Here is a 16871-nt window from a genome sequence, read left to right as displayed (position 1 = left end):
CCTGAGAACACCGCTTACAAATGTACTCTTGCTCAACGCTGTTCTTGAACAGCCATGTCACAATAGCGGGTCCGCATGACGGCGATCAGCCGCTCGTCCTCACCCCGCAAGAACGCGTGTTGCCGGACGGGATTCTGGTTAAATGCCACGGTCACGCGCTCTCCCGGCTCCAGGTTGCCTAGATAAACGACGTTACGGGATTGCAGCGCGCACACATGGGAGGCGCCTGCCTCGAACACTGCCCGCTCGGCCAGTGCGCTGAAGCTGGGAAAATAGAGAAGCCCGACAGCGTTGAAATCGGTAGAGGGGCAAGGCCGGACCGATGCAGATTGCAGTGCCGCCGGCATCTCCATTTCACCCTTGCCTGCTGAACGCGCCGCGTCGCTGGCGCTCCGTGCCATTCTCTGGACGAGAGCCGGCGCGTCGGGGGGCACCACCAACACCTTGGGCGCCCGCCGCACGATGGAGCGATTGCTCGATGGGTCAGCGCGTCCGACAAAGGTCGAGATCAGGATGAGATGACCGATCGAACTGTCATCCACCTTAATGCGCTGCACAGACGCCAGCCGCCCATGCCCGACGCGGTAAAGATCGGCAGCAAGCGTCAACTCACCCCCGAGCCGGGGACGCTCAGGCGAGTTGATATACAGACGTGTAGCGCAGAAGGCGGCGTAGAGCGGCTCTCCTGCCGCGCAGGTGAACACGGCCTCCCGCTGCCCCATGGCACGGGCGATAAGCCGCCAGTGCATGTCGCCGGCGCGACGTAGCAACCATTGCTCGGACAGGCCGAGATATCCCATCTCGGCCATTCCAAGCACATGCCGCTCCGTCAACTGCGGCGGCAGGCAAGGAGCAGAAGCCGGAAGTGTCATGCAGCGACCGCTCTCTTCTGGAGCGCCACGATCTGCTCGCTGAGGTACCGGCTGTCTTCATCAATCCCGAGGAAGCGCCCGGAGCCCCAGGTGTTTAGCCAGCCGAGGCCGATGAAGTATAACCCCGACGCCTCAGTCACGCCGCGATGGTACTTGGGCTTGCCGCGTTCATCCAGACAATCGACCTCAAGCCAAGAATAGTCCGGACGAAAACCGATCGCCCAGATGATCGAGGTAACACCGGAGGCGACCAGATCGACTTCCGTGATCTCCTGTTCAGGCCGCCACACCTTCTCGAACGGCGGTTCTTCGGGCGCATCGATCCCCTGCGAGGCGATCCAGGCATCGATCTGCGTACGAATACCGAGATAACTCCGGTCCGCATCATCAAGGTTCTTTTCCAGATCGGGCAGGAAGCTCATCTTCGTGCCGGCGCCACCCGCGACGGAGCCGTAAAGCTTTACGCCTTCGAGCGCATATTTGCGCAAATCGATCTCCTTGCCGCCATCGCGCCCGGACATGTAGTGGTTGGTCTGGGTCAGCGCCTTGATGGGATCGGGGTGGCGATCGATGGTGACCGCATAGGTGCCCGCGTCATAGAGCCAGTCGGTTGCGTCGCGCCCGCGATATTTGCGCGGGCTACGCGGTGCCGGACCGACGGCAAGATGGACAGGCCGACCTTCCAGATGGAAATCATCCATGATCTGTACGCCGGATTGGCCCGTTCCGACAATCAGCGTCGCACCTTCGGGCAGCTGCGACGGGCGGCGATAATCGCGCGAGTGCATCTGCACGATAGCGGGATCGAGATCCGCGGCATAGGGCGGCACAATCGGGTTGTCGTAACCGCCAGTGGCAATCACAACCTGATCGGCAATCCAATGCCCCACAGTCGTTTCGACCAGATAGCCGCCGCCATCACGCGGTGCGACGCGGGTGACGTCCACGCCCTCCCGTAAGGGCGGATTGAAGCTTTCCGCGAAGCCATCCAGATAGTCGACGATCTCGTCCTTCAGCATGAACCCGTCAGGATCGCTTCCATTATAGGCCCAGCCCGGCAGGCGGCATTGCCAATTGGGCGTGACAAGGCAGAAGCTGTCCCAGCGATTGTTGCGCCAGCTCTCAAAACGGCGATGCCTTTCCAGGACAACATGCTCGATGCCTTCTCGCATCAGATACCAGCTGACGGAAAGTCCGGCCTGCCCGCCGCCGATGATCAGGACAGGAATACGAGATGGATGGATCTCAATCATGGGAAGCCCTTTCATGACAGGGAGAGACAGGTCACATGCCCGTCCAATGGTTGGTTCTTCGCGGCCTGCTCGATGAGCGCCAACTGGTCCATGGCGGCAGAACAGGCGAAACCGTATTTGGCCGCCACCCGCTCAGACGCTTCGTTCAGTCCAGCGCGGGCACGCTCCAGGAATTCAGCAAGCGGATAGGTCTCACCCGCGGCGAGATGGCGATGGATAGCAGTGGAAGGCGAGTAGCAACTCTCTTCTGCCCCGTCGGGCCAGCGGATCGTAAAGCGGACTTCAGGCATGCGCTGTTTCCTTGGAGAGCGTGAGATAGGGCGAAGATGCATAGTCCCAGAAGATCGCGCGATCCTCCTGCCGCGCTAGGGCAATCTCCGGCTTGGCATGGGCCTTCCCGATGACTGCCGCGCTGATGTCGCGCTCCGCGAACGCAGCGCACACTTCAGATGCATTCTCTGGTCGAACCGACAGCAGGAAGCCATAGCTCGGAAAGGTTCGCAGCCACCGGACAATCTCCACACCGGGCGGCAAAGGAATGGCCGCGAGATCGATGTCGAACCCGCAGCGTGAACATTCGGCCAGCATCAGGGCCGTGCCAACAATGCCGCCCTGGCTGATATCCTTACCTGCATCGACCAGACCCCGTTCTGCCAGCAGCGGCAGGAGTTCATAATCCCCGCGCAGACGATCATGCGGCGCGTCGAGGGCTGCGCACCAGTTGTCGAAGCGTGGCCTGTATTCTCCACGATGATCGATGGCGGCGATCAGCACATCACCCGGTTGGGCAGCGAAACTAGAAATCAAGCGGCTTGCCCGCCCCGTCACGGAGACGGCAAGATTGAGCTCTGCGCTCCGCAGATTGGTATGGCCACCCACGATCGGCACGCCATAGGCTTGTGCCGCATCTCGCAAGCCTTTCAGCAAAGGGTCGGCAGAGGCCGCGTCCGGCGCCCATATCGCATCCAGAAGCGCGGTTGCGCGCCCTCCCATGGCAGCAATATCCGACAGGTTGACCATGACGCCGCACCACCCCGCAAACCAGGGATCATCTTGCACGAATTGTGGCATGAAGCCTTCGCCGGCGAAGAGGTCCCAGCCGCCGTCAGGTCGCGCAATCGCTGCCGCATCGTCGCCCGGACGACCACTCGTAGACGCGGTCAAGGCCAATGCGCGTGTCGAAGCCGCGATATCAAGCTTGCCGCGGATCGAGGGATGCGCTGTCAGTTGAGTGGCGATGTCGCGGAGATCCATTACCCCCTCCGCGCTCTGGCAGACCAGCCGGCAGCAGGATTGCCGATGGCCGGATAATAGGGGAGCGACGCCTGCATATGCATATGCGGCACGCCGTGAAGATCGACTTCCTTCACCGCCTCCCAGTGAAGCCGCCGGAAGAGCGGAACATTCTGAAGCTGCACATGCGCATTGAACTCATGGCAGCCGGCGCCATTCGCCGTACTGACCGCTAGGCGGATCAGTTCCGCCCCAAGCCGGCCAACCCTTCGATAGTCGGGAGCAACGGCCAGCCGTGAACCCCACCAGACGCTTGGTGAGGACTGATGAATGCGCACCGTGCCGACGACGTCGGAAGGTTCAGCCGCGACGGTGGCAATGGCCACCAGCGGAAGCGCGATCTCGTCGATTGCGTCCCGGTCGTGTTCGGCAAAGATCTTCTGTTCCTCGACGAAAACCTGATGCCGCAGGCGCCGAGCGCCCGCCACTTCCCAGGCTTCCGTTGCTGCGCGAATGATGAATTCCGGGCTGATGAAGGCCTGATGGTCCATAAGGCTCATGCCGGAACCCTCAGCTTTTCATAGGTGGAAAGAGCAGAGCAGGCGCCGCATTTGCCGCATCCGGCCTTGATGTCGGTAGCCTTGAGGCCGCCTTCGATCACGATGCGCGAGAGCGGTTCCAGAATGCCCGCCATGAACTCGGATGTCGGTGCCGGATGGCTTTCCAGAGGCGTTCCCGAAATCGGCACGAAGGGCACGACAAAGGGATAGACCCCCATCGCGACCAGCCGTTCCGACATGTCGAGGATCGCTTCCTGGGTATCGCCCAGACCCGCGAGAATATAGGTCGAGACCTGTCCTCGCCCGAACACCTTCACCGCAGCCTCAAAACTGGAAAAGTACTTTTCCAGCGGCACGCTGGCCTTGCCGGGCATGATGCGCTCGCGCACCGCAGGCGTGACCGCTTCCAGATGCATGCCGAGCGCATCGGCGCCTGCATCCTTCATGCGCTGGTGCCAGATATCATCTTCCGGCGGTTCGCACTGGACCTGGATCGGCAGATCCACGACGGCTTTGACTGCTCGTGCGCTTTCGGCAAGAATCGCAGCACCGCGATCTTTACCCGGCGGCGTACCCGTCGTCATGACCATGTGCTTGACGCCGTCCAGCTCGACGGCTGCCTTGGCAACTTCGGCCAGCTGCTCCGGCGTCTTGTGTGCAACGGTGCGACCGGCAGCAAGGCTTTGGCCGATCGAACAGAACTGACAGGTCTTCTTGCGGCTTTCATAGCGAATGCAGGTTTGCAGAACCGTGGTGGCAAGTACGTCGCGCGAATGCAACACAGCGATCTTGTTGTAGGGAATGCCGTCCGCCGTGACGAGGTCATAGAATTTTGGGCGATTGGGGAAGCGGATACGGGCCACTTCCGCCCCGTCTCGCGTGATGCGCGCCTGGCCATCGGCACCGGGCGCTTCGACCAGATAGGGGCTGTCGAAAGCGGGCGCGGTATGCACCGGCACCATGACTGTCGTATCGCCGAAGCTGACCGCCTTGTGATCGGAGGGACCGGCCCCACCGCGCCTGCTCTCGTGACCCGCGCGCGGATCGACAAGCCGCATGCCTTTGGTCTGGAGATCGTTGATGAGTTCGGGATTGGTCGCGGGCTTCAGATCAAGCATCTTGAACCTCCGGAAAACTGGCAATGTCGAGATCTTCATTGTGCGGGTGGGCGCTGCCGATCTGCTCCAGCGCCCGGGCAGGGCGCACATCCTGGACAAGATGCAGCAGTTCGGGCCGTGCGTAATGCCCGACCGAATCCATCATTCGCTTGCGCTTGGTGATCAGACGCATATCGAGGTCGCCGATCAGAATGCCCTCTCCCGACGTCAGCGGCGGCACGACATGGCGCCCTTCGGGGGTGATGATGCAGGTCATGCAGCCATCCCTCAGGCCCTTCTGCAGCGCGGGGTCAGGGTGGATCGAATGGATCTGCTCTTCGCTGAGCCAACCTGTGGCATTGACGATGAAACAGCCGGATTCCAGCGCATGATGGCGCATGGTAACCTCGATCTGCTCACCGAAGATCGGACCGACGAGAGAGCCCGGGAAATGAGAGGCATGGATTTCCTCGTGCTGCGCCATGAGGGCATAGCGCGCCAGGGGATTGTAATGCTCCCAGCAGGCAAGCGCACCGACACGTCCGACGGCGGTATCGACAACCTTCAGACCAGCTCCATCGCCCTGCCCCCAGATCATCCGTTCATGATAGGTGGGCGTGATCTTGCGACGCTTGAGTTTCAGAGTGCCATCGGCATCGAAAATCAGTTGGGTGTTGTAGAGCGATCCACGGTCCCGTTCGTTCACGCCCAGAACGATGACCACACTGCGTTTGCGCGCAGCCTCAGCCACGGCTCTGGTTTCGGCGGAGGGAACCGTGACGGCTTCCTCGTACAGTCGCAGATGCTCCGGTCCCTGCTGCACGGGCGGCAGGACAAAACTGAAGTAGGGGTACCAGGGAACAAAGGTCTCCGGGAAGACAATCAGTTCAGCGCCTTTTTCAGCAGCTTCTGCAGTTGCGTTGAGGACACGCTCGACTGTCCCGGCGCGCGATGTGAGGTCAGGCGCGATCTGGACAGCGGCGGCACGGACGGTTCGGGACATGGCAAGCTCTTTCGCATCGGTCAAGGTGCGTGGGGTCAGGGTGCGGGATGCCCGGGCCAACACGGAGGCCGGACATCCCGGCAAGGATCAGACGGTCCAAGTGTCGATGATCAGCGCGTTGGCCTTCTTGTGCAGCAGAATGCAGTCGAGCACGTCCTGCGGCAGGATCGGAATGATACCCGGGATCAACGATGGCTCGCCGTGACCGTAAAGCGCCTGCAGCGCGAAGCGACATGCATAGACCTTGCCGCCTTCTTTCATGAAGCGCTCGAGGTTCTTGTTGAAATTCAGGTGGCCCGGAAACGCCTCGTCACCAAGCTTGGGAAAGCCTCGCTGGATGCCGAGCGTCACGCCGGGGCCATACAGAAGGATCGAAGTTTCATAGCCTTTGCGCTGCAGGCGAATGGCATTGAGAATATTGACGAGGCCGATGGAGCCCTCGAAGGCGACTGTATGAAAGGTCACCAGGGCCTTTTCGCCCGGATCGGCCTTCACATCCTCGAAGACCTTGGATTCGTAATCAACGAAGAAGTCGCCATCTTTGTGGGCTTCATGCGTGACTTGAGGCATTTCAGTCGCTCCTGTTGCGGTGGGGATGACCGAGCCTACGACGGAAATTGTATGAATCAATATTAAGTGCAATATCCATACAATAATTTTGCATTTATGGAATTTCGGACTTCGACTTGCATTATTTCATCGCATGGCGCCCACAGAATAGGCGGTTTTTCAATGTATTTGCTTAAAATATCCCCCCCAAATTCGTGGGTTGCATCGCTCGGAATCAATGCATACAATTAGCAACAATTGATGAAAGACAGGATTCGAGACGGCATGACGAAATGGCTTCCGGTGCTCAGGCCCGATGGCAAACCGCGTTACCTCCAAATTGCAGACGCGATCGAAACGGCCATCAAGACAGGCGAGATCACCGTAGGGGAAAGATTGCCGCCCCAAAGGAAGCTTGCGGAGAAGCTCGGCATCGATTTCACCACAGTCAGCCGCGCCTATACGGAAGCCAACGCTCGCCGTCTGGTCGAGAGCCATGTCGGGCGCGGCACATTCGTCAGCACGCCTGCCTATGCGCGTCATGAAGCCGATCCCCGCCGCACACGCGACGAAGATCTTTCGATGAACATGCCGCCGGAACCGCAAGACCCCGATCTTGTCGCTCGCATGCAGGAGGGATTGCGAACCGTCGCGGCCAATCTCGTTTCCCTTCTTCGCTACCAGTCCACCACGGGCGGAGCGCAGGACAAGGCAGCCGCATCCTCCTGGCTTTCAAAACGCGGCATGGTGCCGAGCCTGGAACGGATTGCAATCACGCCCGGCGCCCATGCGACAATGACCGCGCTGCTGTCGACCATGACGCGGCCGGGAGATGTCATCTTATGTGAAGGCGTGACTTATCCCGGGCTGCGCGCCATTGCCGCCAGAATGAGCCTTCAGCTGGTGGGTCTTCCCATGGATGCATCCGGCATATTGCCGGGGGCGCTCGATGCCGCCATCCATCTGCATCAGCCGAAGGCGCTCTATCTGAACCCCACCGTCCAGAACCCGACAACGCTGACAATTCCCCAAGCGCGCCGGATGGAGATTGCCGAAGTTCTGATACGCCACAGGCTCCCGTTGATCGAGGATGATGCCTACGGTTTCATCCCGGCGATCGCCCCCGCACCGTTCGCGACGCTTGCGCCGGATCTGACCTGGCACATTGGCGGGCTTGCCAAATGCCTAGGCGCCGGCCTTCGCCTTGCCTATACCGTCGCCCCCAATGCGCGAGCCGCCTATTCGCTGGCACAGGCCCTGCGTGCGAGCGCCGTGATGCCGTCGCCGATCTGCATGGCGCTTGCGACACGCTGGATCGAAGACGGGACGGCGGATGCCATCCGTCGCTTCATCCGCACTGAAAGTGCGGCCCGCCAGATCATCGCTACGGAAACATTGGCCGGTTACAGCTTCAAGGGAGAGCCGGAAGCCTTCAACATCTGGCTGAAGCTGCCGGTGGGCGCAAGCCGCGCGGAATTGATGGGGCGGATGGCAGGCCGGCATGTGGGACTGATGCCATCAGATGCCTTTACGGTGCTTGGCACCCCCGATGAGCATGTGCGCGTATGCCTCGGAGGCGTCATCAACAGGGAGGAGCTGCGAGCCGGCCTTCTGTTTATTGCCAACTCCCTGTCCGATGCAGGCTGGATGGGGTGACGCACGAACTCACGCAGCACCCAATTGTACTGATGGGCGTCACACCCTGCGACCGGCATCGTCCAATTGCAGGAATTCCTTGTCAGTCAGTTCGACGCCAGCTGCGGCGCCATTTTCTTCCAGGTGGGCGACCTCAGATGTCACCGGGATCGGCAATAGGACTGGGCTACGCTTCAGGGTCCAGGTGAGGACGACCTGGCTTGCTGACACACTCTTTTGCGCCGCCAACCGAGAGAGGATCGAGCCCGGCTGCGTCAACCGCCCGGCGGCAAGCGGATAACAGGGAACAAGGCCAATGCCGTTTGCCTGGCAGTAAGCGAGCACATCCTCACTACAGCGATCGGCGCCCCTATTTAGGTCGTTCGAGCCAGTTCGAAAGCTGTTTAGAAGTGGACGCCGCCCGCGCATCGGGTAAGCGATCTTGACGAAAAGAGCGTTTGCAACCTTAATTGGCCAGTCAGGCCGTAGTGTGAGCGTCTCTGGCATTGGCAAGTTGCCGATGGGCATACCTTCGTTGGAAGGTAGGGAGCGCCTTGGAAGCGCTATCGCTACACGAGGTGTCTCGCCCATGAATGAAAACTACCACGCCTTGAGCGTTGAAACCTGCGGGTGGATTCGAAGAAATCGGTCTAATCCAGTGAAGTGGTAGGCAGACCGCAACTTGTTTGTTGCTCGCATAAGCCGATCGAAGGCAAGGGACCGAAGTCCCCCGCCACCTGTCGTTAGTGGAAGAACTCGGCGATGATCGTGCCGAAGATGAAGGTTCCGGCGTTGGCGACGAGCGAGACAACGATGATGCGCCAGCCAAGTTGTTTCAGGATAGGTAGATCCTTTGCCAGCGAAAGACCGGCGAAGGCGAGAACCGGTGTTACGAGCGGCAACAGTGCCATCTTGGCCGCAAGCGGGCTGACGTGGGTGGCGAGCGGCGAAAAAGGCGCGGTTGTGAACACGGCAAGCAGGGAAACCCAGCACACCAAGGGGATCTTCAGGAAGGCAAGCGCTTGGTGAACCAGGTATCCGCCAACGGCGATCACCCCCATGATCAGCATTGCAGGCAGCGCATCGGTTGGAGACGTTCCCGTTGCAATCCAGTTGCCGAGCAGGGCAACGCCACCGGAAGCGATGAGCGTCGCGCCCATCAGCCATATCGGCGTATCTTCTCCCTTGGCCACGGAAGAGAGCGCCTCGGTCATTTCCGTCGATGTACTTTGCGTGTTGCCATAGACGGAACGCTTGGGCGATAGCACCGGCTCAAGCTTGTGATACAGCCAGTTGGCGAGAGGCAGCGACAGGAATAGAGTGAAATAGGTCCCGACCGTGGTTGTCAGGAGATTTGCCGCTGCCGCGAATGCTGCAATCTCCTTGGCATCAGCCGGATGCTGCGCTGTGATGGCCGCGACGGCGGCCGACATCATGCTGCCGGAACCGACGCCCGCCCCCATGGCCAATGACCATGGATGGAAGATGCCAAGCCCCGCCATTGTTCCCGCCAGGAAGGCGATGAAGAGCGCGCCCAGTACCGTGCCGATCACATATTCGGCCAGCACGCCGCGGCCCTCCGGCGCATTCATGCCGTAGCGTTCGGAAATGATGGCGACGGAAAATTCGCGCCCGATCGAGAATGTCGCGCCGACTGCCTCGCGCTTGATACCCAGAATCAGGGCCAGCGGCAGGGCAAACACCATGGTGCCGAGGAAATGACCGAGTTCCTGAAACGCCAGCGCCCAGCCCGCCGAAGCGATCTTCGGCAGAGACTCGCCAATGATGAAGCCCAGCTTCACGACAAAGAAACCGATTGCCACCTGGATCAAGGCAGAGGCCATGAATTGCGTCTGTACCGAGGCCGCGCGCTGTCCCGGCAGGTTGCGGTGAATGACGCTGATGGCCGCACCGATCAGCAGCGCCCACACAATCGGAAACAGGACGACCTTGGTGATGCCCATGGGAACGGTGATGTTGCCAATGGCCTCAGCCACCAGAACGGCAAAGACCATTGCCAGACTGAGAAGGATGAATTGAAAGACAGGGCCGCGCGGAACTGCCGCCGCCGCGGAGGTTGGCGTATAACTCGACATGTGCATTCCCCTTTTTTGTGTCAGGGCCGTTGCACGCGGCCAAGACTGATGGACCCTGCCCAGTGAACGTCACAGTGCAATTCTTGGGTAGAAGCCTGGACCGGTACAAGGTGTTGCTTTGGATGCAACAGAAGTCTCCGAGTTACCTGTGGGGAGGCGCGGCAGACTTGAACCGCGCCACCCCGCAAGCATCAAAAAGCCGCCGCCCACGGTTCGCAGGCGACGGCAAATGGGTTTGTCCGCGGTGATCCGAGTCAGCGATCAACCAGCAACATAGCCGAAGGTTACTGCGGGCTGAGCGGCGGTCTCCACCCACACGCTCTTGGCCTGCGTATAGGCCATCAATGCGTCGCGACCGCTGGAACGCCCATAGCCACTGCGACCGAAGCCGCCGAAAGGTGACATGACGCTGATCGTCTTGTAGCCGTTGATCCAGAAGGTTCCGGCGCGGACCTGCGCGGCAACCCGATGGGCGCGACCGACATCCTGCGTCCAGACGGCACCGGCCAGACCGTAGGGATTGTCATTCGTCAACGCGATCGCTTCTTCCTCCGTATCGAAGGGCGTCACGCCGACCACCGGCCCGAATACTTCCTCACGGGAAATGCTCATCTCGGGCCGTACCTCGTCCAGAATGGTGGGTGCGAAGTAGTAGCCGCCGGTGTGCTCCAGGCTTTCGGGCCGTGCTCCACCCGCTGCCAGTCGCGCACCTTCACTCACGCCTTGCCGCACCATGTCGCCGATCTTCGTCCATTGCCGCAGATTGTTGATCGGTCCCATATGGGTCGTATCGAGCGAAGGGTCGCCAACGGGAATGCGGCCTGCGGCCTGCGCGTATTGTTCCACGAACTCGCGATGAATGGAGCGATGCACCAGAAGGCGTGAACCGGCCACGCAACTCTGGCCGGCGCCGCCGAAAATCGCCGCCTGAGCGCCTGCGATGGCGCGTGGAATATCAGCATCGCCAAAGACGATGTTGGCGGATTTGCCACCCAGTTCCAGGATGCAGGGCACGACATTGCGGGCCGCCGTCGCGGCGATGCTCGATCCAGCCGCAGCCGATCCGACGAAGACGACGAGACCGGTTTTCCGATGGGCAACGGCGGCCTGACCCGCAGTGGGACCCGCACCCGCCAGAACGTTGACGAGACCTTTTGGCGCGCCGCCCTTTTCGCAGAGAAGGCCCAGGATGAGCGTGCTGAGCGGCGTCAGTTCCGAGGGCTTGATGACGACACCATTGCCTGCGCAGATGGCGGGCGCAATCTGCCAGCCGCCGGTAAACAGCGGCGCATTCCAAGGCGTGATCTGGACGACCACGCCCACAGGCTCATGCCGCGTGTAGTTCAAATGGCTGGTCGGCACGGGAATGACCTCGCCATGCAGTTTGTCGCACCAGCCCGCATAATATTCGAACATCTCGGCGACCTTGATCACCTCGCCGCGAATATCGCGGATCGGCCTTCCTGCGGAGCGGCTTTCCACCTCGGCAATGACAGCTGCATATTCGCGGATTTTGCGGCCGATCTCGTTCATCACCCGCCCGCGGGCGGAGGCGGTCAGCTTCATCCACTCTTTCTGGCCGCGTTCGGCGGCGTCCATGGCGGTATCCACGACGCCTGCGTCGGCATCGGCAAAGGTTGCGAACACCTTGCCGGTCGAAGGGTCTGTCAGGGAAAGGCTTTCGCCGTGACCCGACATGACTGCACCGTCAATCAGGCTGCCGATCGTCTCGGTACCGAGAATGTCCTTCATCAGCTTCGCGATGCGAACACCCGGCTCCACGTGTATGTCCAAGCTATCCATAGTCCTGTTCCGCCGTTAGTTTTTCGCTTTGAACGCGCCCATGCGCGTGAAGTCGTCGCTATCTGCCAGTTCCGTCGAGCCGGCCCACAGGCTTGCCACCTGTTCGGCCAGCGGCAGCTGCGCACCGGTGCTGTCTGCAAGCTTCTTGGCAAGGCGCACATCCTTGCGCATCAATCCCATGGAGAAACCGCTGTCGAAGCGGTCGGACATAACCCAGGTCGGGAAATGCACCTCGCTGATCATCGATTTGCCGGATGCGGCGTTGACCACGCGCAAGGCCGCTTCCGGATCGATGCCAGCGGCAAGTGCGAGTTTCAGCCCCTCGCTGGTGGTGATCATGTGGGCAGCGGCAAGCAGGTTGTTGACAAGCTTTGCCACATTGCCCGCGCCGCTTGGGCCCACATGCAGAGCCTTTGCCGCCATGGCCTCGATGACCGGGCGAGCAAGAGCCAGATCCTCCTCAGAACCGCCGATCATCATGGTCAGCTTGCCGGAAGCGGCCCCTGCCGGGCCGCCGCTGACGGGGGCGTCTAGAAAACCATGGCCCAGCGCCTCCAGCCGTTTTGCTAGATCGCGGCTGACATCCGGTTCCGAGGTCGAGGTATCGATGATGATCACGCGCTGGCCGGTCTTTCCCTTGAGGAGATCAAGATGACCTTCGACAACGCTGCGCACATCCTGCGCTGTCGGCAGCGAGAAAACCAGAAACGCGCTGGCTGCAACCAGGTCCGCAATGGTGGATTGCGGCAAAACACCTGCATCTTCGGCAAGTTTGCGACGATCGGCAGAAAGGTCGAAGCCAAGCGTTCTGAACCCCTTGGTGGCGAGCGTCTGGGCCATGCCGAGCCCCATGCTGCCGAGCCCGATCACGCCGACGGTCGTCTGTACTTCAGGCATGTTCCCCTTATCCTTCTATTCTATGCAAAGTTCATCACGCACTGTGATGGGGTCAGGCTGACATCTGCCGACCGTTTGCGGTAGCGGCAGGATCGACAACAATGCGTTGCGGCCTTGGCAACATCGGTAATGTCCCTTGAAACGCCGACATGGCGGTCGCAAGATGGCTTGCCAGCCGCTCAACAGAATTGGGGAGCCGCCGCCTCGCCTTGACCATAAGATGGGCGGAGGCCTCGTTCAGCAGCGGATCGGAGAGTTCAACCGCCTCCACGGTGCCGCGGGCGAGCTCCGTCGCCACAGCAAAGCGCGGCAGATAGGTGACCCCGAGACCCGCCACCACGAAACGTCTGAGCACATCGAGCGAGGAGGTCTCGACCAAGGGCGCAAGAGCAAGTCCGTGATTGGCCGCAACGCGCCCCACAAGGTCGGTTACGCCGTGCCCCTTGCCCAAAAGGGCGCAAGGCAGGGCCATGCATTCCACGAGCGAGATCGTCTTCCGGCCCGCAAGCGGGCTCGATGGGTGAAAGATGGCGCAGAGCGGCTGCCGGGAAATCGCCAGAGACCGGACCTTCGGCTCGATCAGCGGATTATAGGCGATACCGATATCGGCATCCCCCTCGATCACGGCCTGCATCACCCCTTCGGTACCGCCAAGATGCACCGCATAGCGGATCGATGGATAGACATCCACGAAGGCTTTCAGCCCGTGTTCGATCAGATCGGCCAGGAATCCCTCACCGCAGCAGATACGAACGCGGCCCTGCTGAACGCCTTTCAATTGCGCCAGTTGCTCCTCAAGCAGGCTCCCGTCTTCGAGAACGCGCTTGCCATGCTCCAGCACAAGGGCTCCCGCATCCGTCAGCGCAACGCCGCGGCTGTTGCGATCGAACAGAGGCAGGCCGACATTACGCTCGATATCCGCCACCTGCCGGCTGACGATGGATGGCGCAACGGAGAGATGCTCGGCTGCGCTGCGGATGGACCCGTAACGAACCACCGCCATGAATATTCGAAGGGCTTTGGCGTCGAGTATCTCCATCATTCACCTGTCATTTGCATCCGCTCGCGCAGGGATATGTTCCGCGCGGAGCAACGCGACCTACACCGGCATTCCAGTGGCTGAAAAAGCAAGGAAGACGTTCCCATAAGCGGCGGCGTCCGGCAGTCTTATGTCCTCGGGGCCGATCGTGGCTGTAACGGCGTTTTCCGCGAGGATCGCGGCAACGCGATCCAGATCGGGCACTTTTATGTGCGCCGCGATGCAACAGGGGCCGTCCGCTGGGTTCACACCGCCGGGCAGGGTACCGTAGCGGCGTTCCACGCCCCTTTGATCCGTCACCACATAGGCGCCGCGTCCGGTTCGTGCGCCGAAGCCGTTTTCCAGTACAAACAGGCTTTGTTCGCCATAAAGCCCTGCCAGTCGCTCACGCACCGCATGCTGATGTGCCTTCTCCGCCATAATTGTCAGCTGCGAGTATGACATGGCGCCATTCCTGTGGGTGCTCCACTGCGGCACATAGATCAGGTCTGGCCGATGCTGCTGGCAGATGAAGTTGGACAGACGCGGCATTTCCGGTGAGCCTAGTATCTTCAGCGTCGTCGATGTCCGATCCGGCGTGCCATCCGGACGGTTAACATCCCGCCCGAAGGCGATCGTTCCCTGACAGGTGATGCCACGCGCGATCACCAGTGCCGTATCCGTTTCCGCCGCGTCGCTATTGAGTGCCGTCAGCGCGATGCCTTCGCGCTCGCGAAGGTGGTCATGGACGAAGCGGCCGAAACGAAAATCGCCCGCAGCATAGCTGTCCAGCAGGGTTTCATCATAGATGCTGACAAGCTCGATCAGCGAGCGGTCCATGATTGCAATGCAGGTGCTGGTGCCCCAGGGGTGGCGGCTCTGCGGCGCGAAGGTGAACCCCAGTGCACGAAAGCGTTCGACAGCCGCATCAAGGTCCCGCACCGCAATCAGCGGATGGTCGATGCCAAGAAAGCCGGTCATGCGCAAATCTCCTTTCAGTCATATGCCTTTGAAGGATGTTTCGGTGCGGGGTTTGCCCTTTGCCGGAACGCCTGCCACGGTGGTTCCCGGTTCCACATCCTTCAGCACCACGGAACCGGCGGCAATCACGGCCCCGGCACCGATGTCGATGCCGCCAAGAAGCACAGCATCGGCGCCGACAGTGACGCCGGAACCGAGGCGCGGATGGCGCCGTTCACCGCTGTCCTTCAGAGTGCTGCCGAGCGTGACGCCGTGCCAGATGCTGACGTCATCACCAATGATGGCCGTTTCTCCGACAACGAAGCCCAGCCCGTGATCAAGCCAGATTCCCTTGCCAAACCGGGCTGCGGGATGAATATCCGTAGAGAATGCCCGCCCAAACACCGCCTTCAGCGCCAGCGCCAGGTCGCGTTCGTCTGTCGTCCAGTAAAAATGCGCGACACGATGGGCCAGAACGGCATGAACGCCGCGCGAATAGAGAAGCGTTGCCGAAAGCCCGCCGGGCTCGAAGTTCTTGCGCGCTGTTGTCTCGATATCCACCAGTGCCGCACCGAAGCTTTTGGCATCGGCTTTGAAAGCTTCCATGGCGTGGTACCGAAGACGCGCGGCATCAGATTGGCCCGTTGCGGCGCTTGCCAGAACATCGGCCAGCAGACCAGCAGCATCGCCCGATTCGACTGGGGAAAGACCAAGCAGGGCTTGAATGTCAGGCTTGCGCCGGTACAGATCCGCCACTTCGGCCAGAAGGCGTTCGGCAATCGTCTGATACGGTCTTTCCTGCTGCTCCATGCTACCTCTTCCGTTCCGAAACCTTGGTCATGACGCAGTGTTCCCTGTACAAATCACCAGGTCCAGTTAATAATTGTAAGGTAATCAATTAGGAAAAATGGACAAAGATTTCTCCGGTGGACCTCCAGAGACTGAGAACCCTGCGCGAGCTTCACCACCGGCAGACCATGGCTGCCGTTGCTGACGCGCTCCTGATTTCAGCTTCGGCGGTGTCGCAGCAAGTGGCGCTGCTGGAGGCCGATCTGGATGTGAAGCTGATCGAGCGCCGGGGCAGGGGCGTGACATTTACTCCCGCAGGTTTGCGGCTGATCGACCACGCGGACCGGATTTTCGGACTGGTCGAGGCTGCGAGAACCGATCTTGCCGCGTTGAAACAGGTTATCTGCGGCGAGATCCGCATTGCTGCCTTTCCCTCCATTGCGGCAACGGTTGTGCCTGCCGCCATGCGGCTTGCGCGGGAGCGCCATCCGCAACTCGATGTGACATTGTCGGCCATGGAGCCATCCGAAGGGCTTGCGGCGCTCAGATCCTGGCAAACAGACATTGCCCTGATCGATGATCTGACCTTGACGCCGGATCCGACGGATGAGCGGGTGGACAGGATCTTCCTGCAGGAAGATGAGCTTTTTGCCATCCTTCCCGTGTCCCACAGGCTTTCCATGGCCGAAACTGTGAGCCTGGCTGATCTGCGCGGCGAGAAATGGGCGCTCGATGTGGCCTCGAATGTCTATAGCGATGTCATTCGCGAGCGTTGCCGGCAAGCGGGCTTCGAGCCGCAGGTCAACGGATATTGTAATGATTTCGAAGTGGTGCTGGCCTTGATCAGGGCAGGCTGCTGCATATCGGTGATGCCGGCCTTGCGTCTGCGCCATGTGGGGCGGGAGGTTTGCATCAAGCGTTTGAACCCTCCGATACACCGCAGGATCATGATAGCCATCAGGGCCAAGGAAGCACGCAACCCCGCGCTGTGCGCCTTTATCGACGTTTTGCTGGAGGCGGCACGGGATTTCATGCCATCGCAAGCGACGGCAGGCGTTGCGTAAGACAGAACAAGGTGTTGCGCTACTTCGCTCTTCAAAGCTGCT

Annotated in this window: 17 protein-coding genes; 2 read left to right on the top strand and 15 right to left on the bottom strand. The window is 60.7% G+C overall.

Features of this window, described 5'->3' with window-relative positions:
• Positions 1-32: 32 nt before the first annotated feature.
• The 8 genes from FNA46_RS15085 to FNA46_RS15050 all read right to left on the bottom strand — a co-directional run bounded on the left by FNA46_RS15085 (position 33) and on the right by FNA46_RS15050 (position 6588).
• Positions 33-872, bottom strand: a complete 840-nt coding sequence (locus tag FNA46_RS15085) for a Pnap_2097 family protein (RefSeq protein WP_246103116.1) — start codon at positions 870-872, stop codon at positions 33-35.
• The gene (locus FNA46_RS15080; protein ID WP_143126033.1) at positions 869-2125 is read right to left on the bottom strand and encodes an MSMEG_0569 family flavin-dependent oxidoreductase; all 1257 of its coding nucleotides are present in this window, start codon (positions 2123-2125) and stop codon (positions 869-871) included. Before FNA46_RS15080 ends, FNA46_RS15085 begins: the two co-directional genes overlap by 4 nt.
• 11 nt (positions 2126-2136) lie before the next feature.
• Entirely contained in the window at positions 2137-2415 is a 279-nt protein-coding gene (locus tag FNA46_RS15075; protein ID WP_143126032.1) for an MSMEG_0570 family nitrogen starvation response protein, read from the bottom strand.
• Entirely contained in the window at positions 2408-3379 is a 972-nt protein-coding gene (locus tag FNA46_RS15070; protein ID WP_143126031.1) for a sll0787 family AIR synthase-like protein, read from the bottom strand. Before FNA46_RS15070 ends, FNA46_RS15075 begins: the two co-directional genes overlap by 8 nt.
• Positions 3379-3918, bottom strand: a complete 540-nt coding sequence (locus tag FNA46_RS15065) for an MSMEG_0567/Sll0786 family nitrogen starvation N-acetyltransferase (protein WP_143126030.1) — start codon at positions 3916-3918, stop codon at positions 3379-3381. The genes FNA46_RS15070 and FNA46_RS15065 overlap by 1 nt, the downstream gene beginning before the upstream one ends.
• Positions 3915-5036: an MSMEG_0568 family radical SAM protein gene (locus tag FNA46_RS15060; protein ID WP_143126029.1), complete on the bottom strand. Its 1122-nt coding sequence runs from the start codon at positions 5034-5036 to the stop codon at positions 3915-3917. The genes FNA46_RS15065 and FNA46_RS15060 overlap by 4 nt, the downstream gene beginning before the upstream one ends.
• The gene (locus FNA46_RS15055) at positions 5029-6018 is read right to left on the bottom strand and encodes a Nit6803 family nitrilase (RefSeq protein WP_143126028.1); all 990 of its coding nucleotides are present in this window, start codon (positions 6016-6018) and stop codon (positions 5029-5031) included. The genes FNA46_RS15060 and FNA46_RS15055 overlap by 8 nt, the downstream gene beginning before the upstream one ends.
• Positions 6019-6105: 87 nt before the next feature.
• Positions 6106-6588 (bottom strand): MSMEG_0572/Sll0783 family nitrogen starvation response protein, encoded by a 483-nt coding sequence (locus FNA46_RS15050; protein WP_075617078.1) that lies wholly within the window; start codon positions 6586-6588, stop codon positions 6106-6108.
• A 264-nt stretch (positions 6589-6852) separates the two neighbouring features.
• Between FNA46_RS15050 and FNA46_RS15045 the strand changes: the two genes are divergently transcribed.
• On the top strand, positions 6853-8223 hold the full coding sequence (locus FNA46_RS15045) for an aminotransferase-like domain-containing protein (RefSeq protein ID WP_143126027.1): 1371 nt from the start codon (positions 6853-6855) through the stop codon (positions 8221-8223).
• Positions 8224-8262: 39 nt separating this feature from the next.
• Here the strand turns inward: FNA46_RS15045 and FNA46_RS15040 are convergent, their stop codons facing one another.
• The 7 genes from FNA46_RS15040 to FNA46_RS15010 all read right to left on the bottom strand — a co-directional run bounded on the left by FNA46_RS15040 (position 8263) and on the right by FNA46_RS15010 (position 15786).
• Complete coding sequence (locus FNA46_RS15040) at positions 8263-8709, bottom strand: aldo/keto reductase (protein ID WP_246103114.1); 447 nt, start codon at positions 8707-8709, stop codon at positions 8263-8265.
• Positions 8710-8945: 236 nt separating this feature from the next.
• On the bottom strand, positions 8946-10298 hold the full coding sequence (locus FNA46_RS15035; RefSeq protein ID WP_143126025.1) for a DUF3100 domain-containing protein: 1353 nt from the start codon (positions 10296-10298) through the stop codon (positions 8946-8948).
• Positions 10299-10559: 261 nt separating this feature from the next.
• Positions 10560-12101: an aldehyde dehydrogenase family protein gene (locus FNA46_RS15030; protein WP_143126024.1), complete on the bottom strand. Its 1542-nt coding sequence runs from the start codon at positions 12099-12101 to the stop codon at positions 10560-10562.
• A 15-nt stretch (positions 12102-12116) separates the two neighbouring features.
• Complete coding sequence (locus FNA46_RS15025) at positions 12117-12998, bottom strand: NAD(P)-dependent oxidoreductase (protein ID WP_143126023.1); 882 nt, start codon at positions 12996-12998, stop codon at positions 12117-12119.
• A 52-nt stretch (positions 12999-13050) separates the two neighbouring features.
• Positions 13051-14040, bottom strand: coding sequence for a LysR family transcriptional regulator (locus FNA46_RS15020; protein WP_246103112.1), 990 nt, complete (start codon positions 14038-14040; stop codon positions 13051-13053).
• Between the two features lie 57 nt (positions 14041-14097).
• The gene (locus FNA46_RS15015; RefSeq protein WP_143126022.1) at positions 14098-14997 is read right to left on the bottom strand and encodes a VOC family protein; all 900 of its coding nucleotides are present in this window, start codon (positions 14995-14997) and stop codon (positions 14098-14100) included.
• Positions 14998-15015: 18 nt separating this feature from the next.
• A complete protein-coding gene (locus tag FNA46_RS15010) occupies positions 15016-15786 on the bottom strand; it encodes a serine O-acetyltransferase (RefSeq protein WP_210245888.1) in 771 nt (256 codons plus the stop codon).
• Between the two features lie 116 nt (positions 15787-15902).
• Here FNA46_RS15010 and FNA46_RS15005 point away from each other — a divergent pair, with 116 nt between their 5' ends.
• Positions 15903-16829: a LysR family transcriptional regulator gene (locus FNA46_RS15005; RefSeq protein ID WP_143126021.1), complete on the top strand. Its 927-nt coding sequence runs from the start codon at positions 15903-15905 to the stop codon at positions 16827-16829.
• Positions 16830-16871: the final 42 nt, after the last annotated feature.

It is taken from the genome of Affinirhizobium straminoryzae (genome assembly GCF_007004135.1).
Lineage (GTDB): Bacteria > Pseudomonadota > Alphaproteobacteria > Rhizobiales > Rhizobiaceae > Neorhizobium > Neorhizobium straminoryzae.
Note: the sequence above shows the minus strand (reverse complement) of the source record. Positions and strands in the feature narration are given on the sequence as shown.